The 23,497-nt window shown below is 71.5% G+C and carries 23 protein-coding genes; 11 read left to right on the top strand and 12 right to left on the bottom strand.

Going from position 1 to position 23,497, the window contains the following annotated elements:
• The first annotated feature begins 91 nt into the window (after positions 1-91).
• Complete coding sequence (locus tag AB1460_RS07810) at positions 92-601, top strand: SCO family protein (protein WP_368959932.1); 510 nt, start codon at positions 92-94, stop codon at positions 599-601.
• Between the two features lie 33 nt (positions 602-634).
• Here the strand turns inward: AB1460_RS07810 and AB1460_RS07805 are convergent, their stop codons facing one another.
• A complete protein-coding gene (locus tag AB1460_RS07805; RefSeq protein WP_368959931.1) occupies positions 635-2,263 on the bottom strand; it encodes a helix-turn-helix domain-containing protein in 1,629 nt (542 codons plus the stop codon).
• A 595-nt stretch (positions 2,264-2,858) separates the two neighbouring features.
• Here AB1460_RS07805 and AB1460_RS07800 point away from each other — a divergent pair.
• Positions 2,859-3,113, top strand: a complete 255-nt coding sequence (locus AB1460_RS07800; protein ID WP_368959930.1) for a hypothetical protein — start codon at positions 2,859-2,861, stop codon at positions 3,111-3,113.
• A 231-nt stretch (positions 3,114-3,344) separates the two neighbouring features.
• Here AB1460_RS07800 and AB1460_RS07795 read toward each other — a convergent pair whose 3' ends face one another.
• The gene (locus AB1460_RS07795; protein ID WP_368959929.1) at positions 3,345-3,818 is read right to left on the bottom strand and encodes a BlaI/MecI/CopY family transcriptional regulator; all 474 of its coding nucleotides are present in this window, start codon (positions 3,816-3,818) and stop codon (positions 3,345-3,347) included.
• 284 nt (positions 3,819-4,102) lie between these two features.
• Positions 4,103-4,681 carry a hypothetical protein gene (locus AB1460_RS07790; protein WP_368959928.1) on the bottom strand — a complete coding sequence of 193 codons (579 nt, stop codon included), beginning with the start codon at positions 4,679-4,681 and terminating at the stop codon, positions 4,103-4,105.
• A gap of 614 nt (positions 4,682-5,295) precedes the next feature.
• On the opposite strand from AB1460_RS07790, the gene AB1460_RS07785 reads away from it, so the two are divergent.
• Positions 5,296-6,456: a cytochrome P450 gene (locus tag AB1460_RS07785; protein WP_071085605.1), complete on the top strand. Its 1,161-nt coding sequence runs from the start codon at positions 5,296-5,298 to the stop codon at positions 6,454-6,456.
• A gap of 173 nt (positions 6,457-6,629) precedes the next feature.
• Positions 6,630-8,261 carry a serine/threonine-protein kinase gene (locus tag AB1460_RS07780; RefSeq protein WP_368959927.1) on the top strand — a complete coding sequence of 544 codons (1,632 nt, stop codon included), beginning with the start codon at positions 6,630-6,632 and terminating at the stop codon, positions 8,259-8,261.
• 62 nt (positions 8,262-8,323) lie between these two features.
• Here the strand turns inward: AB1460_RS07780 and AB1460_RS07775 are convergent, their stop codons facing one another.
• Both AB1460_RS07775 and AB1460_RS07770 read right to left on the bottom strand, forming a co-directional pair.
• Positions 8,324-9,001 (bottom strand): response regulator, encoded by a 678-nt coding sequence (locus AB1460_RS07775; protein WP_368959926.1) that lies wholly within the window; start codon positions 8,999-9,001, stop codon positions 8,324-8,326.
• Positions 8,998-10,158: a sensor histidine kinase gene (locus tag AB1460_RS07770; protein ID WP_368959925.1), complete on the bottom strand. Its 1,161-nt coding sequence runs from the start codon at positions 10,156-10,158 to the stop codon at positions 8,998-9,000. Before AB1460_RS07770 ends, AB1460_RS07775 begins: the two co-directional genes overlap by 4 nt.
• 446 nt (positions 10,159-10,604) lie before the next feature.
• Between AB1460_RS07770 and AB1460_RS07765 the strand changes: the two genes are divergently transcribed.
• Positions 10,605-12,770, top strand: a complete 2,166-nt coding sequence (locus AB1460_RS07765; RefSeq protein WP_368959924.1) for an MMPL family transporter — start codon at positions 10,605-10,607, stop codon at positions 12,768-12,770.
• 45 nt (positions 12,771-12,815) lie between these two features.
• On the opposite strand, the gene galK is transcribed toward AB1460_RS07765, so the two are convergent.
• Entirely contained in the window at positions 12,816-13,946 is a 1,131-nt protein-coding gene (galK, locus tag AB1460_RS07760; RefSeq protein WP_368959923.1) for a galactokinase, read from the bottom strand.
• Between the two features lie 113 nt (positions 13,947-14,059).
• Here galK and AB1460_RS07755 point away from each other — a divergent pair, with 113 nt between their 5' ends.
• Positions 14,060-14,617 carry a type 1 glutamine amidotransferase domain-containing protein gene (locus tag AB1460_RS07755; protein WP_368959922.1) on the top strand — a complete coding sequence of 186 codons (558 nt, stop codon included), beginning with the start codon at positions 14,060-14,062 and terminating at the stop codon, positions 14,615-14,617.
• Between the two features lie 41 nt (positions 14,618-14,658).
• On the opposite strand, the gene AB1460_RS07750 is transcribed toward AB1460_RS07755, so the two are convergent.
• Positions 14,659-15,159 (bottom strand): DUF1772 domain-containing protein, encoded by a 501-nt coding sequence (locus AB1460_RS07750; RefSeq protein WP_368959921.1) that lies wholly within the window; start codon positions 15,157-15,159, stop codon positions 14,659-14,661.
• A gap of 132 nt (positions 15,160-15,291) precedes the next feature.
• Between AB1460_RS07750 and AB1460_RS07745 the strand changes: the two genes are divergently transcribed.
• The 3 genes from AB1460_RS07745 (at position 15,292) to AB1460_RS07735 (ending at position 17,640) form a co-directional block, all read left to right on the top strand.
• The gene (locus AB1460_RS07745) at positions 15,292-16,233 is read left to right on the top strand and encodes an AraC family transcriptional regulator (protein ID WP_368959920.1); all 942 of its coding nucleotides are present in this window, start codon (positions 15,292-15,294) and stop codon (positions 16,231-16,233) included.
• A gap of 188 nt (positions 16,234-16,421) precedes the next feature.
• Positions 16,422-16,985: a dihydrofolate reductase family protein gene (locus tag AB1460_RS07740; RefSeq protein WP_368959919.1), complete on the top strand. Its 564-nt coding sequence runs from the start codon at positions 16,422-16,424 to the stop codon at positions 16,983-16,985.
• Positions 16,972-17,640 (top strand): TetR/AcrR family transcriptional regulator, encoded by a 669-nt coding sequence (locus AB1460_RS07735; RefSeq protein ID WP_368959918.1) that lies wholly within the window; start codon positions 16,972-16,974, stop codon positions 17,638-17,640. The genes AB1460_RS07740 and AB1460_RS07735 overlap by 14 nt, the downstream gene beginning before the upstream one ends.
• On the opposite strand, the gene AB1460_RS07730 is transcribed toward AB1460_RS07735, so the two are convergent.
• From AB1460_RS07730 to AB1460_RS07720, 3 genes are all read right to left on the bottom strand, one after another.
• Complete coding sequence (locus AB1460_RS07730) at positions 17,621-18,190, bottom strand: nuclear transport factor 2 family protein (RefSeq protein WP_368959917.1); 570 nt, start codon at positions 18,188-18,190, stop codon at positions 17,621-17,623. The two genes, AB1460_RS07735 and AB1460_RS07730, sit on opposite strands and share 20 nt — an antisense overlap.
• Before the next feature lie 90 nt (positions 18,191-18,280).
• Positions 18,281-19,021 carry a hypothetical protein gene (locus AB1460_RS07725; protein ID WP_368959916.1) on the bottom strand — a complete coding sequence of 247 codons (741 nt, stop codon included), beginning with the start codon at positions 19,019-19,021 and terminating at the stop codon, positions 18,281-18,283.
• Between the two features lie 74 nt (positions 19,022-19,095).
• Positions 19,096-19,959, bottom strand: coding sequence for an alpha/beta fold hydrolase (locus AB1460_RS07720; protein WP_368959915.1), 864 nt, complete (start codon positions 19,957-19,959; stop codon positions 19,096-19,098).
• 160 nt (positions 19,960-20,119) lie between these two features.
• Between AB1460_RS07720 and AB1460_RS07715 the strand changes: the two genes are divergently transcribed.
• Both AB1460_RS07715 and AB1460_RS07710 read left to right on the top strand, forming a co-directional pair.
• Complete coding sequence (locus AB1460_RS07715) at positions 20,120-20,794, top strand: TetR/AcrR family transcriptional regulator (protein ID WP_368959914.1); 675 nt, start codon at positions 20,120-20,122, stop codon at positions 20,792-20,794.
• Positions 20,795-20,814: 20 nt separating this feature from the next.
• The gene (locus AB1460_RS07710) at positions 20,815-21,657 is read left to right on the top strand and encodes a class I SAM-dependent methyltransferase (RefSeq protein WP_368959981.1); all 843 of its coding nucleotides are present in this window, start codon (positions 20,815-20,817) and stop codon (positions 21,655-21,657) included.
• A gap of 31 nt (positions 21,658-21,688) precedes the next feature.
• On the opposite strand, the gene AB1460_RS07705 is transcribed toward AB1460_RS07710, so the two are convergent.
• Together AB1460_RS07705 and AB1460_RS07700 are read right to left on the bottom strand one after the other, a co-directional pair.
• Entirely contained in the window at positions 21,689-22,603 is a 915-nt protein-coding gene (locus AB1460_RS07705; protein WP_368959913.1) for an acyl-CoA thioesterase, read from the bottom strand.
• A gap of 228 nt (positions 22,604-22,831) precedes the next feature.
• Positions 22,832-23,344: a PH domain-containing protein gene (locus tag AB1460_RS07700; protein WP_368959912.1), complete on the bottom strand. Its 513-nt coding sequence runs from the start codon at positions 23,342-23,344 to the stop codon at positions 22,832-22,834.
• Positions 23,345-23,497: the final 153 nt, after the last annotated feature.

Raw genomic sequence — 23,497 nt, 5'->3', positions numbered from 1 at the left:
GGCTGCCAGGTGCGGTTCGGGGCCAGGCACCCCGACCGCCGCGCCCGTCGACCTGAGCCAGGTCGACGGCGCCGCCGGTGTCCGCGGCATCGTGCTGACCACGCCGGTGCCGAAGCCGACGACCGCGCTGACCGACATTGTGGGCAACCCCTTCGACCTGCGGGCCGCCACCGCCGGCAAGGTGACCCTGGTGTTCTTCGGCTTCACCAGCTGTCCGGACATCTGCCCGACCACGATGGCCGACCTGGCCGCCGCGCGTTCCCTGCTCACCCCGGCGCAGCGGGAGGACCTGCGGGTCGTCTTCGTGGCGACCGACCCCGAGCGGGACACCCCGGCAGCCGTGCGGCGGTGGCTCGGTCAGTTCGACGCGTCCTTCCTCGGCGTCACCGGCACGTGGGACGACGTCGCCGGGCTGGCCGACCAGCTGGACGTGCCGCTCGCGCCACCGCGACAGGACCCCGACGGCGCCCGGGTCGTGCCGCACGGCTCCCAGGTCACGGCGTTCGGCCCGGACGGCGTGGCCCGGGTCGCCTACCAGGCCGGCACCACCGTCGCCGACTACGCGCACGACATTCCGCTGCTCATCCGCGGCGAGCACTGAGCCCGGCGCGGGCGGCACGGGCGGCACGGCCGCTCAGGGCGTCGACCACAGCCGGACGGTCCGGTCGGCGCCGGCGCTGGCCAGCAGGTCACCGTCCGGGGCGAACCGCACCGACAGCACCCACCCGCCGTGGCCTTCCAACGGCCTGCCGCGCGGCGCCGGCCGGGCGGGATCGGCGACGTCCCACAGCCGGACCGTGCGGTCGAAGCTGCCGCTGGCCAGAGTGCGGCCGTCCGGCGCGAACGCCACCGTCCAGACACGGTTGGTGTGCCCGGTCAGCGGCCGGCCGAGCGGACGGGGCGTCTTCGGGTCGGTGAGGTCCAGCAGCTGCACGGCGCCGCCGCCGTCGCCGACAGCCAGCGTGCGATCCTGCGGGGAGAACGCCACGGCGTACCCGGGGGCGGCCAGGCTCACCTCCGAACGCAGCCGGCGCGGCGCCGAGCGATCGGTGACGTCCCAGAGCAGCAGGACCCGGCTGTTACCACCGGCGGCGAGGATCCGGCCGTCGGCCGAGAACGCCACCGAGGTGACGTAGGCGGTGTCGCCGGTGAACTGAGCGAGCTGCGTCGGTGTGGCGCTGGCGATATCCCACAACCGCACTGTCCGGTCGTCGCTGCCGCTGGCGAGCGTCAACCCGTCGGCGGAGAACACGACGGACCACACCGGGCCGGTGTGCCCGGCCAGTGACCGCCCGGCCACTGCCGGTCTGCGGCGGTCCGTGACGTCCCACAGCCACACGGTGCCCCGCCAGTCGCCGCCAGCCAGCATCCGACCGTCGGGCGAGAAGACGATCGACGTCACTCCGCCGAGCGGACCGGTGAGCACCAGCGGCAGCCGCCTGGGCGCCCCGCGGTCCGAGACGTCCCACAGCCGCACCTCGCCGGTCCGGTTACTGGTGGCCATGAGCTGCTCGTCCGGGGAGAACACCGCCGAGAGCGCCCAGTCCGCCCCGCTGGCCAGGGGCGGCCCGAGTGGCCCGGCGCGGACCTCGTCGCCCGGTGCGACTGCCAGGGCGATGCCGACGGCGCCGAGGAGCAGCGCCACGACTGCGCCCAGCACGACCACCCGCCTGCCGCGGCGGCGCGGTAGGCGGAACACAGCCGCGACCGCGGGGCTCCGAGGCGCTGACAGAAGTTCCGCGGGAGGCGGAGGCGGAGGCTCGCTCTCGGTATCTGGATCCGTGTCCGTGTCCGTGTCCGTGCCTGGCACTGGCACTGGCGCGGCCAGCTCGCCGCCGCCTTCCGCGGTCTCGGCGGGCCGGTGGATCTGGGCGCTCCCGAGATCCTCACCGCTCTCCTGGTCCGCGGGTGCCCCGGCGGCCGCGTCGCTCTCAGGATGCCTGGAACTCTCGGCGTTCCTGGAACCACCAGACTGCTTTCGGGAGGGAGCCCGCACCGGTGCGGCACCGTCCGCGCCCGGCGACGCTGCGGTGGCGCGCTCCCATGCCCGAAAAAGCTGCGCTATCTCGACGCTGTCGGCGCCACACGTCCTGGCGATGCGCTCCAGCGGGCCGAATTCCGACGGCACCGAACGGCCCGTGCAGTAGCGGTGCACGGTGGATTTGCTGGCGTTGACTTTTCGGCCAAGCCATTCGTAGTTGTGACCGCTGCGTTTCTTCAGCGCTGCGAGGAGTTCGCCCAGCTCCTCGGAGGGCGATGCCATCCGCGCAGACCTCCACCCGGTATGCACCCCGTGTCGGACCACGAACCGCTTGTCACCGCCAGCTCGCGCCGACCCGCTCCGCGTCCCAGCGGGCTATGTTACAGCAGGTCAGGGCCAATCATTTGTCCCACCGTCCCACACTGCGCCGGAGCGGTTGCCGGCCACACGGCGGGCTGCCAGGCTGGCGAAAGATGCCGCCGGACCGCCGGCACCCGCAATTCCCGGCAGCTGCCCCGATATCCTCTGGCAGGAACCGGCAGAAGTTTTACTGGTGTTGTCCGGGGCGTCGACCCGACACAGGATCCTGCCGGGCTCCTGGGGTAGACGGCCCGGCGCATCTCGCCCTATGCGCCTGCGGATCAGACGCGTCCACGACAACGGGGAAAAGATGCCAAAGACACGCCGGAGCCCGAGAGACGTGGCCACCGCGGCACTGAGCCTCGCGGCCGTGGGTACCGTGCCGCCGGATCCCGCAGCGGCAGCGGTCGTCGATCTGCCTCAGGAGGCGAATCCCGCCCGGCGGTGGCCGACCCAGGCTGGCGTGGCCCACGCCAGTGCGGCCCACACCTGCGGATCTCGCGACGACGCGGACCGGATGACATCGGTGCATCTCCTCGCCCATCAGCTGGCCGAGGAGATCAGAACCCTGGCCGCCGACGCCCGGGCCGGGCACGCCGAGGTGCCCCTGGCCGTTCATCCGGCGCTGCTGGCGAGCTTCGCTCTGGAGGCCCTGACCGGACCGGAGGTCACGGCGAAGGCCACGGACCTCCGCGCCCTGCGGTTGCGCCAGGTCGCCCAGAGCCTGCGCGGCGCCGCGGATCTGCTGGACGAGCTCGCCACGTTCGACTGACAGCAGGTGAGCCGTCCCGCCGCCACACACCGGCCACGGCATCGCTGTCAGCCATTCCCGGGCGACGCACGGCGAGGTGAACAGCCGCCGCCGCGCCCGGAATCAGGCCCGTGGGTGGGACGTCAGGTCGGGGGGCCTGACGTCCCACCCACGCCAGGTAACGGGCAGCCGTCGGCGCTCGATCGGCCCGGACTGCCCCGCGGTGAGCCGGAGACGGTCAGCCGGAGACGGTCAGCCGGAGACGGTCAGCGCCTCGCGGAGCACCCGCTGATAGCCAGCGGGCAGCTGGCTGGCGAAGCAGCGCAGGACGTCATCCGGATTCTCGCCCCGGCGGACCAGCGCGACCATCTGTACCGCCGCGTGGTCCTCGGCGCGCCGCAGCGCCCGGTAGCCGAAGCCCTTTCCTCGGGGGGCGCGGTCGGCGAGCCCCTTGTCCATCAGCCGCAGCAGGGTGGTGGCAACCGTGCTCTGCGCGAGGCCGCCGCCGAGGCGCTGCTGCACCTGGAACGGCATGAGTGGCTCGTCCGCGGACCAGAGCAGGTTGAGGACCTCCCGCTCCAGCTCGCCGGAGGCACGCCGGTTCGGCGCGCCCCCCGCCGCTGCCGGCGGCTGTGCCGGGTGTACGGGGTGTGCCGGGTGTACGGGATGTGTCGGCGCGGGACGCGAACCGACGGAATGACCAGTGGGGTGCGTTTCCTGGCTCATGGTGGCTCCCAAACGCCATGGTCCACCAGAGGTGGACCGGGTCGGGCGGCGGCCAGCCGCCGGCAGGGGACGGTGCCCGGGCACCGCACGACTGGCCGCAGTTGCCGACAGGGTGGATGCGGGGGCGGGCTACGCCGCCTCCGCTCACGCTCGATGCGGTCACGCCGGCCGCGCAGCCGACACGCAGCGGCGCGACGGCCCGGCGGACCGGCTGGGCGAGATGGGCCAGAGGCGAGATGGGCCAGAGAAGGCCAGAGGCCCCTGACGGCCGACAGCCTCGGGGGTCAGTGCCCCGGTACCGCGACCGGCGGGTTCACCCTGAGAACACCGGGGGCGAACCGCACGACCGGTACCAGCTCGGCGCGGTGCCGGGGCGGCCCGCGGCGCGGCATCACATGGCGAAGCGGCAGCAGCCGCGCCGCCCCCGAGCAGGGTGGCAGTCTGAGCAGCAGCCGGACGGCCGGTGGCACCAGGCGCGCGCGGCGACGCCGCAGCCGACCGGCCGCCCGCCGCACGGCCGTGGCGGCCCGGCTCGCGACCCGCCACACCAGCCGTTCGCCCGCGGCCAGCCATACCGCCAGGCAGAGAGTCGCGAGGCTGTGCCCGGCCAGGGCGGACACGCCGCCCGCCAGCAGGTGCACTCCTTCGCCGGTGACCGGGCCGGGAGGCGGGTGCCCGGCAGCCAACGGGCCGCCGTGCTGACCGCCGGGTGCGCTCATCGCGAAAGCGAGGTGCAGGCCCGCCTGCACTCCGAACACGAGGGCGACCAGCCGTGCCAACGAGACCCGGGTGGCGGCGACACCCCAGCCGACCCGGCAGGTCAGCAGCAGGCCCATGACGCTGACGGGCAGCGAAGGCGTCATGCCACCGGACGCCCGGTGCGCGGCAACCGAGAGACCGACCGTCAGGCAGGCGAACACAGCGGCACGGGTGGCACGGCCGGACCGCCCGCCGGCCCATACCGGGGGTTTCCCGGTGCCCGCAGCGGCCGGTAGCACGCCGGAGTTTCCTGGCACCGTGGCGGCTGCTGCCGCATGCATGCGCGCCGCGGCGGCCGGGGGCGGTGTCGACGGGCCGCGCGAAGAGACGATCTCCGCCGACGGCCCATCGATCACACTGTCCAAGTGTAGTGCCGCGATCGCTCTGCTCCCCGCAGCTCTGGGTCCGGGTGGCTGGCAGCACGACGCGGCGACCTGCGGTTCCGTTTCGCCCCCCGCGCATGCCGGTCCGTTGACCAGCGGTTTCATCACGGGGCCCCGGCCGCGTCATCATCCACACGATTTGGCGGATCGCTCTCGCCCGCACGAACACCCCGACGCGGGGAACCTGTTTGGACGTCGCGGTCAGGGGTCGTGGTCAGGGGTTGTCTCAATTTTGAACTTAGTATAATTTTTGGGGCCTTGTAGGCAGTGACAGGAGGCCAACCATGTCCATGGGCAGCGCGTCGTCCGACGCGGCATCGCAGGGATCGAATCCGATGGAGAACCCGGCGTTCCTGACCGCCCCGCAGGCGATCTTTCCCGCGTTACGCGCCAAGGGGGCGCTCCCGCTGGGCACCCGTGGCGTGCTGCTCACCCGCAGCGCCGACATCGCGGCCCTGCTCACCAACCCCGCGGTCTTCTCCTCCGGAGTCGCCACGACGCAGACCGGCACCGAGCGGCCCCTGATCCCGCTGCAGATCGACCCGCCGAGGCATCGCGACTACCGCAAGATCCTCGACCCGTTGTTCTCGCCGCAGCGGATGAAGCAGATGGAAGGGCCGATCACCGAGCTGGCCCGCGGGCTCGTCGACACGATAGCCGCCGAGCGGGAGGTCGACTTCGTCGATCGTTTCTCCGTGCGCTTCCCGTCCCAGGTCTTCCTCTCGCTGCTCGGGCTGCCCCTCGACCAGCTCCCCACCTTCCTGGAGTTCAAGGACGGTTTCATCCGCCCCGAGGCGATCACCGGCCAGCCCCGCGGGCACGAGGACTCGGTCGCCCTGCTCAAGAAGACCGCCACGGCCATCTACGAGTACTTCGACGCCGTGATCGCGGACCGGCGTGCCAGCCCGGGCGACGACATTGTCAGCCGCTTCCTGGAGACCGAGGTCGACGGCGCCCGACTGTCCCACGAGGACATCCTCGATATCTGTTTCCTGTTCCTGGTCGCCGGCCTCGACACCGTCTCCGCCTCGCTGGACTGCATGATGCTGCACCTCGCGCTGCACCCCGAGCGGCGGCAGTCGCTGGTGGACAACCCCGCACTGATCCCCGGTGCCGTCGAGGAGCTGCTCCGCTGGGAGTCGCCCGTGATGATGGTGGCGCGTTTCGCCACCCAGGACACCGAGATCGCCGGCTGCCCGGTGAGCAAGGGCCAGGTCGTCACCGGTCTGCTCGGTTCCGCGAACACCGACGAGGAGGAGATCCCCGACCCGGATGTCGTCCGGTTCGACCGCGAGCCGAACCGGCACATCGCGTTCGGGCGGGGCCCGCACCGTTGCCTGGGCTCGCACCTGGCGCGCCTGGAGCTGCGCATCGCACTGCGTGAATGGCTCGCGCGCATCCCCGACTACCGTGTGCCGGAGGGTTTCGAGCCCACCTTCACGACCACGATCCGCTCGCTCGTCGCCCTGCCACTCCAGCTCGGCCAGTCCGCCTGAGCCTGGCGCATCGACCAGCTTCTTTCCTGGCGCCGCCGGGGGGTTGCGGGACCCGCCGATCGTCGGCAGTGTTGCCTGAACATGCCTGGTGCCCGAGTCCAGGGCGCATTCCTGGACCCGGGCTCCGGACAATGCCGCGACACGGTCTGTAACCAGGGGGAGTTCGAACGAGCGTGGACACGACCGACGCACGAATCCAGCCGCCACGGCCCGGTGAGCCGACCACGCTCGGGCGGCACCGGGTCATCGGCCGCCTCGGCAGCGGCGGCATGGGGGTCGTCTACCTCGCGGACGGGCCGTTCGGCAAGGTGGCCGTCAAGCTCGTCCGCGAGGAACTCGCCGACGATCCCGATTTCCGGCGCCGGTTCCAGCGTGAGGTCCAGGCGTGTTTCCGGGTCGGTGGAACCCGCACCGTCCGCCTGGTCGACTTCGAACTGGACGCCGACCGGCCCTGGCTGGCCACCGAGTTCGTCGACGCGCCGAACCTGGCCACGCACATCCGCACCGTCGGCAGGCTCGGTGAGGACGACCAGATCACCCTCGCCACCGGCCTCGCGGAGGCGCTGCTCTCCATTCACGCGAGCGGGCTGATCCACCGGGATCTCAAGCCGTCGAACGTGCTGTGGACGCCGCACGGGCCCAAGGTCATCGACTTCGGCATCGCGGCGGCCGCCGACGCCGCGGCGCTGACCGTCAGCGGCCAGTTCGTCGGCACCCCCGGCTGGCACTCGCCGGAACAGGTCTCCGGTCAGGACGCGACACCGGCGACGGACGTGTTCGCCTGGGGCGCCATCCTGTGCTTCGCCGCCACCGGTGAGCCGCCGTTCGGCTCCGGCCCCGCGCCGGCCGTCCTGCACCGGGTTCTCCTCGCCGAGCCCACCATCGACCTCGGCGCGCTCGCCGCGCCTCTGCACGGGCCGGTGACGAGCTCACTGGCGCGCGATCCCGCCGGTCGGCCGACGGCTGTCGATCTGCTCACCGCCCTGGTCGGCGCCCTCCCCGAGGGTGAGCCCGGCCTGGCCACGCGCCAGCTGCAGACCTCGTCCGCGCTGCCGCCGACCCCGCCCTGGTCCGCGACGGTCGCACCCGCCGGTGCCGGTCGGGGCACCGGGAGCGCCGCGGGGGCGGGTAGCTCCCCCGGCAGCGGGGGGCGCGGCCGGAGAAGCAGGGCACGGATCGCGGCGCTCGTGGGCGTGGCCAGCATCGTCGCCGGGGCCGCCGTCGCCGCGGCCGTGGTGCTGTCGCTGCAGGGTGGCGGCGACGATGACGGAGGCTCGTCTGCCTCCTCCTCGTCGTCGTCCGACCTCGAGGCCGGTACCTTCAGCGCGGACGCCCCGTGGCGGCTGCGCATCGACAACCGGATCGACGGCGACAGCGACGGGTCCGGCGGCTGCACGATCGTCGTCACGGACGTCACCACCGGGGAGAGCCGGACGCTGTCCGAGCTGTGGGGCACGACGACCTACCAGGTCGCCCAGACCGGCGAGTTCCGTTTCGACGTCAACAACGAGCAGTGCGAGGTCCAGGGCCTGCGGACGACAGGCGACACCGGGCTGCCGTTCGCGCAGGAGTCGTCCGTGGGCGACACCGAGGCGTTCCACACCGAGGGCACCGTTCAGGTCGAGGTCGTCGACTTCAACGGCGGAGACGAGTGCGAGCTCGCGCTGCACGCGCTGAGCGACGGCCGCATGCTCGACTTCGCGACCGCCTCGACCAACGAGAACCAGGTCACGCTGAACGCCGGCCAGCCCGACCAGGTCTACCTCGCGGAGCCGTCCTGTGGCATTCGGGTGCTCGCGGGCTGAGCCGGGGCGGGGAGCCTGGACCGGGTCGAGCTCGGCCCGGTCCGGCGTCCACCCACGCGGGCTCACCGGCCGATGTCGCGATCGCCGGCCTCGACCAGTCCGCTCTCGTAGGCGAAGACCACGATCTGGGTACGGTCACGCAGCCCGAGCTTGGTGAGGATGCTCGACACATGTGACTTGACCGTGGCAGGCCCGATGAAGAGCTCCCTGGCGATCTCCGGATTGCTGGACCCTCGCGCGACCGCGATGACGACGTCCTGTTCCCGGCTGGTGAGGCGCTCCACCCGGCGTGTGACGGCCGGGCTCACCGGCCGCCGCTCGGCGAACCGCCCGATCAGGCGCCGCGTGATCGACGGTGCCAGCAGCGCACCGCCGTCAGCGACGGTGCGAACGGCGTCGGCGAGCTGCTCGGCGGGAATGTCCTTGAGCACGAAGGCGCTCGCTCCGGCCCGCAGCGCCGCGTAGACGTACTCGTCCGGGTCGAAGGTGGTGAGGATGAGCACCCGCACATCCCAGTCCGCCTCACCGAGGATTCTCGACGTCGCTTCGAGGCCGTCCATCTCCGGCATCCGAATATCCATCAGGATCACGTCGGGACGGTGCTGGCGCGCCGCCTCGATCGCTTCCACGCCGGTCCCGGCCTCGGCCACGACGTCGATGTCGCCGTGTACCCGCAGGACCATCGCCAGCCCCCCACGGACCAGGGCCTGGTCATCGACGATGACCACCCGGATACTCATGCGGGCTTTCCTCCGATCGGCAGGTGGGCGATGACGCGGAACCCTCCGCCCTCGCAGGGTTCCGCGTCGAGGCTCCCGCCAAGCAGCAGCGCTCGCTCCCGCATCCCGATGATCCCGTGACCTCCTGACCTCCTGACGGTGTCTCCCGCCCCGGAGGCCGAGGTGCCGCCGCCCTGGTCGTGGATCTCGATGGCGATCTCCTTCCGGCCGACGCACAGCCGCACCTCGGCCGGGGTTCCGGGGCCGGCATGCTTGAGCACGTTGGTGAGAGCCTCCTGGATGATCCGGTAGGCGAACAGATCTGTGCGTGCCGGAAGCCCCGCCGGCAGCGCGGCCGTCACCAGCCGCACGCCCACCCCCGCTCGGCGGATCTGCTCGGCGAGCCGGGGCAGGTCGGCGAGGCCGGGCTGGGGACCCAGCTCATCGGGATCGGCCTCCGGCCGCAGGACGCCGAGCAGGTGGCGCAGCTCGTCGAGGGCCTGCCGCCCCGCCTCTTCCACCGCTCCCATCGCCTGCAGAGCGGCCTGCGGGTCCTCGGTCGCGACAGCCCGGGCTCCGCTCGCCTGCACCGTCATGAGGCTGACCCGATGGGCGACGACATCATGCAGCTCCCGCGCGATCCGGGTCCGTTCCTCCGCGACGATCCGGCGGGTCTCGGCCGCGCGTTCCCGGCGTTGCTGGGCCGCGCGATCCTGCCGCAGCTGTACACGGCTGCCGATATACCACGCCCCGGACATGACCAGGCCGCCGAAGACGAGCACCTGCCACCACGGGCCCGGATCGTCCAGGCCGTCCGCGCTGACCAGAACGACGGCCGCGGCGACGCCCGCGGCTCCCTTCCAGTCCCCGGTGGCGTAGCGGCCCGCGGCGTAGAGACCGATGATCGTGGCCCAGGCAGGTGGCGTGTTGCCACTGCCGAGAAGGCCACTGCCGAGAAGCACGACCCAGCCGGTCAGTGCCAGGCCGAGCACAGCCAGGGGCGCTCGTCGGCGCCAGTAGACCGCCGGGCTGGTCACAGCGCAGACCAACAGTGTGAGGACCGGGACATCGTCAACCGGCCGGACGGACATTGTGTCGCCCGGCCCGTCCACCACGAACACAGTCATGAGGAACGACGTGAGCGCGAGCCCGGCGTCCGTGGCACGAGGCCACCGCACGAAGGGGCCGCGGAACCTGCCCGTGATGTGTCCGGGCTGCGGCCGGAAAGACGCCATACCGTTGTCCATCGTTTCTCAGCGGGGCGGGTGACGGGAGACGGTTGGTTCGTCAGTGAACACAGGCTCACGGTATGCGAGACCTGTATGGCAGTCCTCAGCCTCCGGACGTAGTCCGCCCTCCCCCTCCAGACGGAGAAACACGCGGAATCCTCGCCCTGCAGCCCCCTCGCGGCGGGGCATCTACATCCGCCTTCAGGCGGGCGACTACAGCCGGCGCAGCACGCACAGTTGAACCTCTGCTGACGCATGGCGGTCCTGCGTTCACCACGGCACCGCCCAGCCAGGTCCGCACCGCACCACCCACACCGCCCTCGTGTGGCGACCGCCGCTGGTCGCGCCACCGGATCCCACCGTCCGGAACACCCCGCCCGCAGGAGAACCCCGCCATGAAACGGCTCACCCGCCGCATCGGAAACGCGAGTGCACGCAGGCCCGGGGCCACGGTCATCGCCTGGGTGTTCGTCGTCCTACTCGTGCTGGCCCTCGCCGGCACGGCCGGCGGTTCGTTCACCGACGACTTCGTCGCTCCGGGCAGCCAGAGTGAGAAGGCGATGAAGCTGCTCGACAGGCAGTTTCCCGAGGCTGCGGGCGGCGGCGCCCTGGTGGTGTTCGCCGTCCCGGCGGGCGAACGGCTCGACGGTCACCGTGCCGCGGTCACGGACGCGGTCAGGCGGATCGCCGGTGTGGATCACGTCGTCGACGTCGCCGACCCGTTCACCGCGGGCGCGGTCTCCCCCGACGGGCGGATCGGCTTCGCCGAGATCGCCCTGGACCTTCCCGCGACGGAGATCGGTACGGATACACTCGCCGCGATCACGGACGCGACCCGCCCGGTACGCGACGCCGGGGTGATCGCAGAGCTCGGCGGCGACGCCGCCTTCATCAACGCCGAGGCGAAGACGTCCGGTGCCGAGGCGGCCGGCCTGTTGGCCGCGCTGGTCGTCCTGGTCGTCGCGTTCGGCACGGTCGTGGCCGCACTGATCCCGATCGCGCTGGCGCTGGTGACTGTCGCGACGGGTGTGGGGAGCGTGGTGCTGCTCGCCAACGCCCTGGACGTCTCCTCGGCCGCACCAACGATCGGCGCGATGATCGGGCTGGGTGTCGGCGTCGACTACGCCCTGTTCATCGTCGCCCGTTACCGCGAAGCCCGCGCCGCCGGCAAACACAACAGCGTCGCGCTCGCGGAGGCGATGGGATCGTCGGGAACCGCGGTGCTGCTCGCCGGAGGCACCGTCGTCGTCGCGATGGCTGCCCTGTCTCTGACCGGCCTGGGCTTCCTCACCTCGATCGGCCTCAGCACCTCGCTGGTCGTGCTGTTCGCGGTGGCAAGCGCCCTCACCCTGCTCCCAGCCCTGCTCACGCTGCTCGGCGACCGCATCGACACAGGTCGGATCAGGGGTCTGCGGCGCCCTGGCAGCAGCCCTCGGGGGTCGATCTCGTGGCGCTTCGCGCACCGCGTGGCCGACCGCCCCTGGCCATACCTGCTCGTCGCCGGAACGGTGCTGCTCGCGCTGGCCGCGCCCGCCCTGCGTATGCAGACAGGATTTCCGGACGCCGGCGACGACTCCCGCGACGCCACCCACCGCCGCGCCTACGACCTGCTTGCCGAAGGATTCGGCCCCGGGATCAACGGGCCGTTGCTGGTCGTAGCCGATCTGCGCGGCCAGGGTGTCGAAAGCGGCGATCTTCCGGCGCTGTCCCGACGTCTCGCCGCCGACTCCGGCATCGCGACGGTCGACGAGCCCCGGCTGTCCCCCGCCGGTGACGTCGCCGTCCTACGGGTGTTCCCCACGACCGCTCCCGCGGACGAGGCGACCTCCGAGACCCTCGCCCGTATCCGCGACCGCGTCCCCGACAACGTGGCGGTGTCGGGGCTGACCGCCATGACCGACGATCTCACCAGACAGCTCGCCGACACCCTGCCGCTCTTCATCGCTGCGATTCTGGCCGCCTCGTTCCTGCTGCTGATGGTCGTGTTCCGCTCTCTCGCGGTGCCTTTGAAGGCCGTCATGCTGAACCTGCTGTCCATCGGCGGCGCGTACGGCGTTGTCGTCGCCGTGTTCCAGTGGGGGTGGTTCGGCGGGCTGTTCGGCCTGGACGAGACGTATCTGATCGCCTCCCCGCTACCCACGATCTTCTTCGCGGTACTGTTCGGGCTGTCGATCGACTACGAGGTGTTCCTCCTCTCCCGTATTCGCGAGGAGTTCGACGCCACCGGCGACAACATCGAATCGGTCGCCCGCGGCCTGGCGGGCAGCAGCCGTGTGATCACCGCCGCCGCACTGATCATGACAGTTGTCTTCCTCAGCTTCGTCGCCAACCCGTCACCGCTGGTCAGGATGATGGGCCTCGGGCTGGCGGCCGCGATCGTGCTCGACGCGACAATCGTCCGCATGCTGCTGGTTCCAGCGACCATGGCTCTCCTGGGCCGCGCGAACTGGTGGTTGCCGGGCTGGCTCGACCGCCTGCTCCCCCACCTGGTAGCCGACCGTCACGCTGCGGCTGCGCCGTCCCAGTCCGCCGCACCGCCGGCCAGCACCCTGGGTACCTGAAGGCAGTCCGCCGGTGCGAACCACCGTGGCGGGTCGCGCCCACGATCATCCGATCCGACCGGCGCCTTCCGAGGGGACAGCAAGGAAATGCAGAGGAAGGCCGAAACCATGCTGCGCGAACGCGGCCGCCACAGCCGCGGCGACAGACGGAACAGCCGCCGCGTCGACGAGAACGAGGACGCAGCCGCCGAAGCCACCTCCGACCATCCGGGCCCCGTGCGCGCCGGAGGCCAGCGCCACCTCCACCGCGATGTCGAGCTCGGGAACCGTCACCTCGAAGTCGTCCCGCAGTGAGGCGTGCGAGGCGGTCAGCAGGGGGCCGAGGCGGTGGACGGCGCCGCCTCGGAGCAGACCGGCGGCCTCGGTGACACGAGCGTTCTCGGTGACGACGTGGCGGGCCCTCCTGCGCAGGAGCGGATCGCCCAGCCGCAGCACCCCGTCCAGCGTCGCGTCCCGCAGCGCCGGCACGCCGAGCACCTGCGCGGCCCGTCGGCAGGCGTCCTGGCGGGCGGCGTAGCGCCCGTCGACCAGCGCGTGGCGGGAACGGGTGTCGATCAGGAGCAGGGCCAGCCCGGCGGCGGACGGGTCGAACGGGATCTGCTCATACGCCAGCGAGCGGGTGTCGAGAAGAAGCGCGTGTCGCTCCGTGGCCAGCAGAGATGCCGACTGGTCGAGGATCCCGCAGGGCACCCCGACGAACTCGTTCTCGGCCTGCCGGCCGAGGCGGGCCAGTTCCACCCGACCGAGGCCCAGGCCGAACAGGTCGTTCAGGGCCAGCGCCGTCACGCACTCCAGGGCGGCTGAGGAGGAGAGCCCGGCCCCGACCGGCACATCGCCGTCGACCACGATGTCGACGCCGCCGATGTCGTGGCCCGCCTCCCGCAGTGCCCAGGCGACCCCCGCGACGTAGCCGCTCCAACCTGCGGCCGGGCCGGGTGTCACCTGGTTCAGCGCCTGGGCATACGGCTTGTGCGGCTGCTGCGCCGAGCGGGCGACGAGCTGCCCGTCGCCCCGGCGGCCGACGGCGGCGACGACCCGCTGCGCGAGCGCGATCGGCAGCACGAAGCCATCGCTGTGATCGGTGTGCTCCCCGATGACGGTGACGCGGCCCGGAGCCGCCCAGAGCCCGTCGGGTCGTCGCCCGACGGTTGTCAGGAACAGGTCCGCCGCCCCCATGATCACTTCTCGAACGGTACCCGAGAAGTCCATCCCGGCGGATGTTTGGGGCGCGGGTGCGAGGTCACGTCCAGGGCAGGACCTTTTGTCTGCCGCCAGCGGAGGTGACCACCATGACGCACAGCCTCGAGAACCGGAAGATCGCGATCCTCGCCGCCGATGGTGTCGAGCGGGTCGAGCTTGACCAGCCCCGCGGGGCGCTGCTGGGCGCCGGCGCGACCGCGGAGGTCATCTCGATCCACCCGGGTGAGATCCAGACCCGGCAGTTCGACACCGACCCCGCCGGGACCGTCCCCGTCGACCGGCTGGTGTCCGATGCCTCGCCGGACGACTACGACGCCCTGCTCCTGCCGGGTGGGACGACCAATCCCGATCATCTGCGGATGAACCGGTACGCGGTCAGCTTCGTCCGGTCGTTCGCCGAGGCAGGCAAGCCCGTCGCCGCGATCTGCCACGGGCCCTGGCTGCTCGTCGAGGCCGACGTCGTACGCGGGCGTCGGCTCACCTCGTACCCGAGCATCCGCACCGACCTGCGCAACGCCGGGGCGGAGGTCGTCGACGAGGAGGTCGTCGTGGACGACAACCTCATCACCAGCCGGTCGCCGGCTGACCTGCCGGCGTTCTGCCGGACGATCGTGGAGCGCTTCGCACTGTCCCGGGTGACGGGCTGACGCGCTGGTGGGGCTGGCTGGCCCGGGTCCGACCCGGGCGGTCAGCTCCCACCGCGGCCCTCGAGGACCAGTGCCCAGGTCAGGCAGCCGAACGCGGCCAGGGAGGCCGCTGTCCGGACCAGGTTCCACCGGACCCAGGTCGCCTCGAAACGGGCCCGCGCCGCCGCCAGATCGACAGTCCGGTCCGGGTCGCCGGCGGCCACGAGCTCGTCGTTGAGGGGCACGTTGACCGCGCCGGTGACGACGATCGTGAGGCCGTACAGGAGGAACGCGGCGATGATCCAGGGCAGGGCCGGGCGCGCGCCCGCGCCGAACTGCGCGGCGAGGGCCAGTCCGGTCAGCAGCAGCGTGCCGATGAAGATCAGAAAGAACCAGCCGTTGAGGATCGCCCGGTTGATCGACTGCATCGAGGCGACGAAGGTGCGGTCGTCGGCGGCCCGCAGGCCCGGCATGACCGAGCACGCATAGGCGTAGTACAGGCCGGCCATCAGGCCCGCGGTCACGGTGGCGGCGATCAGCGAGCTGTTCCGGAGCAGGTCCATGCGCATTCCTCGTCCTGTCGTGCGGCGCTGGCGGCTTCTCCCTCCAGTGAAGGACGGTGGGTGCGACGGAACCATCGTCCAGGAGCTTGGAAGCATGTTCGTACGTCCAGACCGGGCGACTAGACTCCGATCATGGACGCTGTCGTCGGCCTGCTGGACGGGCCGCGGGCGCACGGTGCCTTCCTGCAACGCTCGATCCTCACGCCGCCCTGGTCACTGCGCATCCAGGACGAGGCTCCACTCGCGGTCGCGGCGATGGTGCGCGGCGACGCCTGGGTGCTGCCCGACGGCCGTGCGCCGGTGCGGCTCGGTCCCGGCGACGTCGCGATCATCCGTGGGCCGGCCCCGTACACCGTGGCGGACGCCCCCTCCACCGCGCCCCGGATCGTGATCCACCCGGGTCAGCGCTGCACCGATCTGGCCGGGAACAGCCTGGCCGCCGCGATGGACCTCGGCGTGCGCACCTGGGGTGACAGCCCGGACGGCCCCACGGTGATCCTCACCGGCGCCTACCTGCTGGACGGGGAGGTCAGCCAGCGGCTGCTGCGGGCGCTGCCACCGCTGCTGACGGTGACGCACCGCAGCTGGAACTCCCCGCTGATCCCCCTCCTCGCCGACGAGATCGTGCGGGACGAGCCAGGCCAGGAGGCGGTGCTCGACCGGCTGCTCGACCTGCTGCTCATCGCCGCGCTGCGCACCTGGTTCGCCCGGCAGGTGGCGGCTGCTCCGGGCTGGTACCGCGCGTACGCCGACCCGGTGGTCGGCCGGGCGCTGCGGCTGATGCAGAGCCATCCGGCGCAGCCGTGGACGGTCGCCGCCCTGGCGGCCGAGGCCGGTGTCTCCCGGGCCGCGTTGGCCCGCCGGTTCACCGACCTGGTCGGCGAGCCGCCGATGGCCTTCCTGACCGGCTGGCGCCTCGATCTCGCCGCCGACCTGCTCCGCGCACCCGACGCGACCGTCGGCGCGGTCGCCAGGCAGGTCGGCTACGGCAGCGCGTTCGCGCTGAGCACCGCCTTCAAACGGGTCCGCGGCGTCACCCCCCGTGAGCACCGGACGGCGCTGCGGGCAGGCTGACTCCCACTGGGCGGCCGGAGGAACGACATCCGGGCCTGGCGGCGCCGGCGACCGATGAGTTCTCCGCCGCCGGGCAGTCCACACCGGTGACGCGCCGGCCACCCACGGACCCGCAGGCCCGGTGGGCTGCTCGCGACCGCGAGGATGGCGAGGCGGGACATCCGCGACCCAGCAGAGGAGAAAGCAGCATGCGCACACTCATCGTCACCGCGTTCGTGTCCGTCGACGGTGTCATGGAGGCGCCGGGCGGGGAGTCGGGATACCGGAACACCGGCTGGACGTTCAAGGACATCGACTTCGACCCCGCCGCCTATGAGATCAAGGGGCGCGAGCAGGAGGAGACGACGGCGCTGCTGCTGGGGCGGGCCAGCTACCAGGCGTTCGCGCCGGTCTGGCCGACGATGGACGACTTCGCGGGCTACAACGCGATGCCGCGGTACGTCGTGTCCAGCACGCTGGCCGAGGCCGACCCGCGGTGGCCGGCGACGATCCTGCGCTCCGTCGACGACGTCGCGGCGCTGAAGGAGACCGAGGGCGGCCCGATCGCGGTGCACGGCAGCGCGATCCTGGGGAAGAGCCTCGCCGACGCCGGCCTGGTGGATCGCTACCACCTGCTGGTCTTCCCCGTCCTGCTCGGCGCCGGGAAGCGGCTGTTCAGCGAGGCGGACAAGGACAAGACGCTGCTGAAGCTGACAGAGTGCGACGCCTACCCCAACGGCGTCCAGAAGCAGGTGTTCGATGTCGTTCGCTGACGGCGACGTACCAGGCAGGCCGGGCGTCGCGGGTGAGGCCGCCGGTGAGGGCACCGGCGAGGGCACCCGCGGCAGGCTCGTGCGCACCGCGGCGGCCCTGCTGGAGAAGGAGGGCCGCGCGGCGGTGACGCTGCGGGCTGTGGGCGCGGGCGCGGGCGTTTCCCGCTCGGCGGCCTACCGTTACTTCGACAGCAAGGACGCCCTGCTCGCGGCCGTCGCCACCCAGGCGCTGGCCAGCATGACCGAGAGCCTCGCCGCGGCCCTCGCCCGCGTGCCGATGTCGGATCCCCACGGCCAGCTCGTCGAGATGGGCCGGGCCTATCTCGACTTCGCGGGCACGAACCCCCAGCAGTACGCGCTGATCTACAGCCGTGAGGTCGCCGAGGTCGACTGGCCGGAGATGGGCCCGGCGGCAGCCGCGGCCTACGGCCTCTTCGTCGATGCGACGGCGCGGGCGACGGAAGCCGGGATCCTCCCGCCCGGCGATCCGCGCCCGTTCGCCGCGGTGCTCCTCGCGGCGGCCCACGGCGCCGCCGACCTCACCTCCGCCGGTCACCTCCAGCCTGACAAGTGGGGCATCGAGGCGGGAGAGCTCACCCGCCTGCTGCTGGAGATGGTCAGCGGCGCCAGCCGCGTCAGCCGATCGGGAAGTTGAAGCGGCGGGCGAAGATGATCGGGTTGGCGTACTCCTCGCCGGAGACGAGCCGCCCGTCCCGCCAGTCGAAGCGGAACAGGTACACGTTCCGATACGGGCCGCCGTCCGCACCGGTGAAGTCGCCGTTCGCCTGGACGAAGACGGTGTCGCCACCCGCTCCGACGGTGATTCTCTCGTCGACGAAACTGATGCGCCCCATCGCCGCGAACACCTGGCGGAAGTAGCCGATCACCTCGTCCCGGCCAGAGAACCGGATCGCCGGTTCCGGGGCTCCCGTGAAGCTCATCGGCTGTACCAGGGTGACCTGGTCGGTCAGCAGGTTCGTGATGGTGTCCAGGTCGCGCCGCTCGAACGCGTCGAGAAACCCGCGGGTCGCCGCCGCCGTCCGCCGCTCGCGGGCGCCGGTGCCGCTGTCATCAGCGCTCCCCGCCGATGCGGCGGTGGCGTCGGCGAGCGCCGCCGGAGCCGTGGCACCGCCGTCGGAGCAACCGGTGAACAGAAGTGCCGGTCCAGCCAGCCCGGCTGTCAGCCACATGCGCCATCTCGCCACGAACCCGACTCCTCACGATGCCCCGAGGGGAAGCATGTTGACACTGTCAACATGCACCCTGGCATCACCATGTTGACAGTGTCAACACGTTCAGGCGACGGTGACGTCGTGGATGTCGATGGCGATGGCCGAGCCGTCCGGCCCGGGGAGGGAGCGGTCGGCGGTTCCGTTCGGCCGGCGGGGGTAGACGCGACGGCGGGTCGGGAAGACCAACCCGTCAAAGGTCCGGTGACCGTCGGTGTAGCGGGCGACGGTCGCGTTCGCGTTCACGTCGACCGTGTAGTCGAGGCGGCGCAGCAGCCCGTCGGCGTCGACGTAGAAGACCTGTTCGGCCGTGTGGGTGGGAATTGTCGCCGGAATGCGGATCTGAAGTCTGCGCCAGGTCTGTCCGTCCTCGTCCCAGGGATCGATCTCGTGGGCGGTCACTTCGGGATCGGCCAGCAGGTACGGCGTCGTGAGGTAGTTCCACATGGCGTAGCCGAGGAAGTAGCCGACCTGAAGCCGGTCCCACGCCGAGTAGAGGTCGTATCCGGCGTAGGAGGGACGGGGCCGGTCGCGGCTCTCGATGACAGAGCCGTCGGCAGCGTGCAGGGCAACCCCGTCACGGGCGAGATCCGCGACCAGGCTGTGGTCCGCGGCGACCCAGGGGGAGAGAACAGCCCTCCGGTCGGCGACGTCGATGTGCAGTGTCTCCTCGAGGAACGCTTCGGGGAAACCGCGCATCGCCCAGAACGGGCCGCCGACCGACAGGTGGGCGGTGAGCTCGGAAACCTTCGACCAGCGCTCCCGACCACCATGCGCCTCGAGCGCCATCTCCAGCAGGGGATCCATTTCAGTTGCCTTTCTCCGTCGTCGTGTCATCGTTCCGGGTGGCATGACCGTGGTTCTCACCGGCGGGAGAGCCCTCAGCCGAAGGGGCGCTCCGCGTCGAGGAAGCGCGCTGCCTGGCTGACGAAGAGCTCGGGGTACTGGAAGATTGATCCGTGGCCGGAGTCCGGGTAGATGACCAGCTGCGCGCCGGGAATGTGCTGAGCCAGAACGTAGGAGTTCACGGTCGGAATCATGATGTCGCGCCGGCCGTTGACGACCAGGGTCGGCGCCGTGATCCGGGCGAGCTCCGAGTACCTTTCACCGTGCGGCTCCGCCCACTCACCCGCCGCGGCGAGCTGCGCCAGCATGGTCTGCCGGGATGTCGGCGGGTCGACGTCGACGGTGCGCGCGTGGCGCCTCTCCCAGAACGCCCGGCCAGCGGCCTGGCTTGTTTCGGACGGCTCGAAGAAGAGGTAGAGGAAGTCCTCGAGGGTCGGCACCTCGTGGCGGGTCGCGACGTCGATCATGTCGGGGGCGGTTCCCTCGACCTCGCCCGCCCGGGGCCGGAACCCGGCGATGATCAGCCGCCGGACGAGCTGCGGGTTCCGCAGCGCGAGCTCCTGCGCGACCGCCCCACCCATCGAGAGCCCCAGCACGTCGACCTGTTCCAGACCCAGCGCGCCGACGAACCCGGCGGCGCGGTCCGCCATCGCGGCGAACGTCTCGGGGGTCTCTCCGGACGAACTGGCGACGCCCGCGTTGTTGAAGAGGATCACCTCGCGGTTCGCGGCCAGCCCGTCGGTCACCGCCGGGTCCCAGTGGTCCAGCCCGCCGCGGAAGTGCTGCAGGAAAAGCAGGGGCGTACCCCCACCCGCACCGAACCGGCGGTAGGCGTAACGGATTCCATTTACCTCGAGATAGCGGGTGGGAGCGGTCACATGGGTCAGAACGTCGGCCACGACTTCTCCTTGGTCAGATCGGGTACCGATCGGTACCGCACAGACACTAGTGGACTAGAAAACCGATCGGTACCCAACGGCGACGTGACGCCCGCCACACCCGAAGGGGAAGGTATGCGTCCACTTTGCCAGCACAGATACCGATCGTTACCCTGACGGGGTGACGATCCATAGAGCGGCAGCCGGAGCGCCCGCCGACAGCCGCGGTCCCCGGGAGCGCATCCTGGCCACGGCGTGCACCCTGTTCTACCGGCAGGGCATCCACACGACCGGTGTGGAGCAGCTCGCCGAGGTTGCCGGGGTTTCCAAGCGCACGCTGTACCAGCTGTTCGGCAGCAAGGACGATCTCGTCGCGGCCTACCTGACCTGGATGAGCGAGCACGCCCCGACCAACGAGCAGTACCTGCGCCGCACCGATCTGGCCCCCGGCGAACGCCTGCTGGCTCTCTTCGGCCGCCCCTCCTCGGCAGTGGCCGTGCGGGGCTGCCCGATCCACAACGCCGCCGTCGAGATCACGGATCCGCGGCATCCGGGGAGTGCGGTGATACACGCGCACAAGGAGGGATTTCTGCGCCAGCTCGTCGACACCGCGGCGCAGGCCGGCGCTGTCGACCCCGAGACCCTGGGCCACCAGCTGTTCGTCCTGTTCGAGGGCGCAGCCGCGCTGAGCACCTCGATCGGCGAGCTCGCGTCCTACGACTACGCGCGGCCGATCGCGCACTCTCTGGTCAGCGAGGCGCTGCCGGCGTCACCCGCCAGCCAGCTCGACCGCGAGTACCCACCCGCCGGGCAGACGCCCGGACGACCGGCGACCCAGCCACTGAGCGCGCCGTGAGGCCCGCCGGGAACGAGGGAATGCGGCAGGACTGGGCCGACAAGGCAGCCGGCTGGGTGGCCAACGAGGCCGTCTTCGACGCGGTGTTCGCCCCGGTGACCGCGGCGATCCTCACGGCCGCAGCGGTCGGGCCCGGGCAGCGGCTCCTCGACGTGGGCTGCGGCTCCGGTGCCCTGCTGGCCGCCGGTGCCGCCGCGGGTGCCAGCGCGGTCGGCGTCGACATCTCGCCGGGGATGGCCGACGCGGCGCGCCGCCGGGTGCCCGAGGCCACGGTGGTGGTGGGCGACGCCCAGGTCGTCGACCTCGCCGCGGCAGCCCCCGGCCCGTCGTTCGACCGGGTGGTCTCCCGCTTCGGCGTGATGTTCTTCGACGACCCGACCGCCGCGTTCGCCAACATCCGCCGGGCCGCGACACCGGGGGGCCGGCTGGTGTTCGCCTGCTGGCGCGGCCGGAGCGAGAACCCGATGTTCACGCTCGGTTCGGACGTCCTCGCCGACCGCCTGGATCCGAAGCCCGCGGATCCGGCACCGGGCACACCCGGCCCCACCGCCTTCGCCGACTCCGGCCGGCTCGCCGCCCTGCTCGGCGACGCCGGCTGGGCCGACATCACCATCAGGCCCTTCGATTTCAGCTGTGACTACGGCACCGCTGGCGGCGACGGCGTGGAGGAGCGCCTCGCCACTGTGCTCAGCACCTCCACCGGTCGCTCGGCGCAGCAGCAGCTCGAACCACGGCTGGGGCCCGAAGGCTGGTCGGCGCTGCTCGACGACGTCCGGGCGGAGCTGCGTCGCCATCTGGTGAACGGCGCGGTCCGGTTCCCCGGCGCGACCTGGCTGGCCACGGCGGCCAACCCCGGCCGGTAAGGATCACCACCAGCCGCCACCCCGGGCGGGCTCAGCGGCGGAACAGGCCGGCTTCCTGGATGGCGGAGGCGACGGCCTGACCGTCCTGGTTGAAGAACACGCCGCGGGACAGCCCCCGCCCGCCGCCCGCACTCGGGCTGTCCTGGGCGAACAGCAACCAGTCGTCCGCGCGGAACGGCCGGTGGAACCACATCGCGTGGTCGAGGGAGACGATGTCGAGCCGCCCCGGCAGCCCCGCGTAGGGCAGATACGCGGTGCTCGACAGGGTCAGATCCGACAGGTAGGTCAGCGCGCACACGTGCAGCAGCGGATCGTCCGGCAGCGTCTGGTCGACCCGTACCCAGACGCTCTGCCGCGGCATCCCGTCACCCGACGTCGGCTCCGGTGCCGCGGGCTCCACTTCCGGCGAGCCCGTTGCCCGCCCGGTCCCATCGGTGGCCCGCGAGCCCTCGGCGCGCCCGGTCCGCCCGCCGAGGCTTCTCGGTGAACGGATGTCGATCAGCAGGAACGGCCGGAACTCGGGGGCTTCGTCGATCGGTTCCCACCAGCGGGGCAGATTCTCCGGTCCGGTCACGTCCGGGGCGCGGAGCTGGTGTGTCTCCTCGGCGTCGCGCGGCAGCTGGAACGAGGCCGACATCGAGAAGATGGTCTCTCCGTTCTGCACGGCGCTGACGCGGCGCGTGGTGAACGACCGGCCGTCACGGATACGTTCGACGAGGTACACGATCGGGCTGTCGGTGCGGCCGGGGCGGAGAAAGTAGCCGTGCAGCGAGTGCACCCGCCGGTCCGGATCCACGGTGCGGCCCGCGGCCACCTGGGCCTGTGCCGCGACCTGCCCGCCGAAGGCACGCATCGGCGCACCGGCATGGCACAGGCCGCGGAAGATGTCCCGGTCCACGGAATCCAGCGTCAGCAGGTCCGCGAAGTCGGGCTTGTGCCCGGTCATGACCGCCCGCCACCGGGCAGGCAGGCGGGCGTGGCGCTCCCCCGCGGCGCGGGACCCGCAGGCTTCGCCGCAGCGCCCGGTTGGACGGCCGGATCCGTGGGCAGGGCTGCCAACAGCCAAAACGGGCACATGGGGATCACGGTGCGAGGCTACGCCGTACGCACCGCCCCCGACACCAGACGCAGACGCGATCCAGGCCCAGGCCCAGGCCCTTGAGTGTCGCCGCGGCTAATCGTCCACGGCCGGTTCAGGGGAACCACCGAAGATGCTGTCGCAGAGCAGCAGGTAGAACCGGTCCGGGTGCGGCACGTGCTGGAGCTTCTCAAGGTCACTCGTGTGGTCTCCTTCGGTCTCCAGCTCGAATGCGCCGTAACCGAGGACCCGACCGTTGGGGTCCAGGTTGTACGAGAGATCCGTGATCTTGCTCAGCGGGATGCTCTGGACTCTCGTGGAGATGATGCCGGACACCTTGATCAGCCGCGACGTGGTGATCAGCAGGCAGGTGCGGTGCCAGTCGAGCAGACGCCACAGCAGCCGCACGACAGCGGCCAGCGCCACCCACCAGAGAAGTGTGACCACGACTCGCACGTTCACGTCACGACCCGCGGAATAGACGGCGATCGCCACGACGCCGACGAGGGCCGCCGCGGTCTCGAGAACCACCCGGGCAAGTACCACCCAGTGCAGTCGAATCTGGACGACGGTCTGCTCGTTCGCGGCCAGATATCCGGAATTGTACATAGTGGACCTGCCCCCCGGCTTAGGTCACTATATAGTCGCATGTTTGGTGGTACGCCGACCACCCTGGAAGCACAGTATTTTTCAGCCCAAAGCAGGACGCCGACAATTCGCGGGAACGAGCCGCCGCCTGGCGTAGGGAGGCACAGCTCGGGC

This window comes from Parafrankia sp. FMc2, from assembly GCF_041008525.1.
Lineage (GTDB): Bacteria > Actinomycetota > Actinomycetes > Frankiales > Frankiaceae > Parafrankia.
The sequence above is the reverse complement of the archived record's forward strand: the minus strand, read 5'-3'. Positions and strand labels throughout refer to the sequence as shown.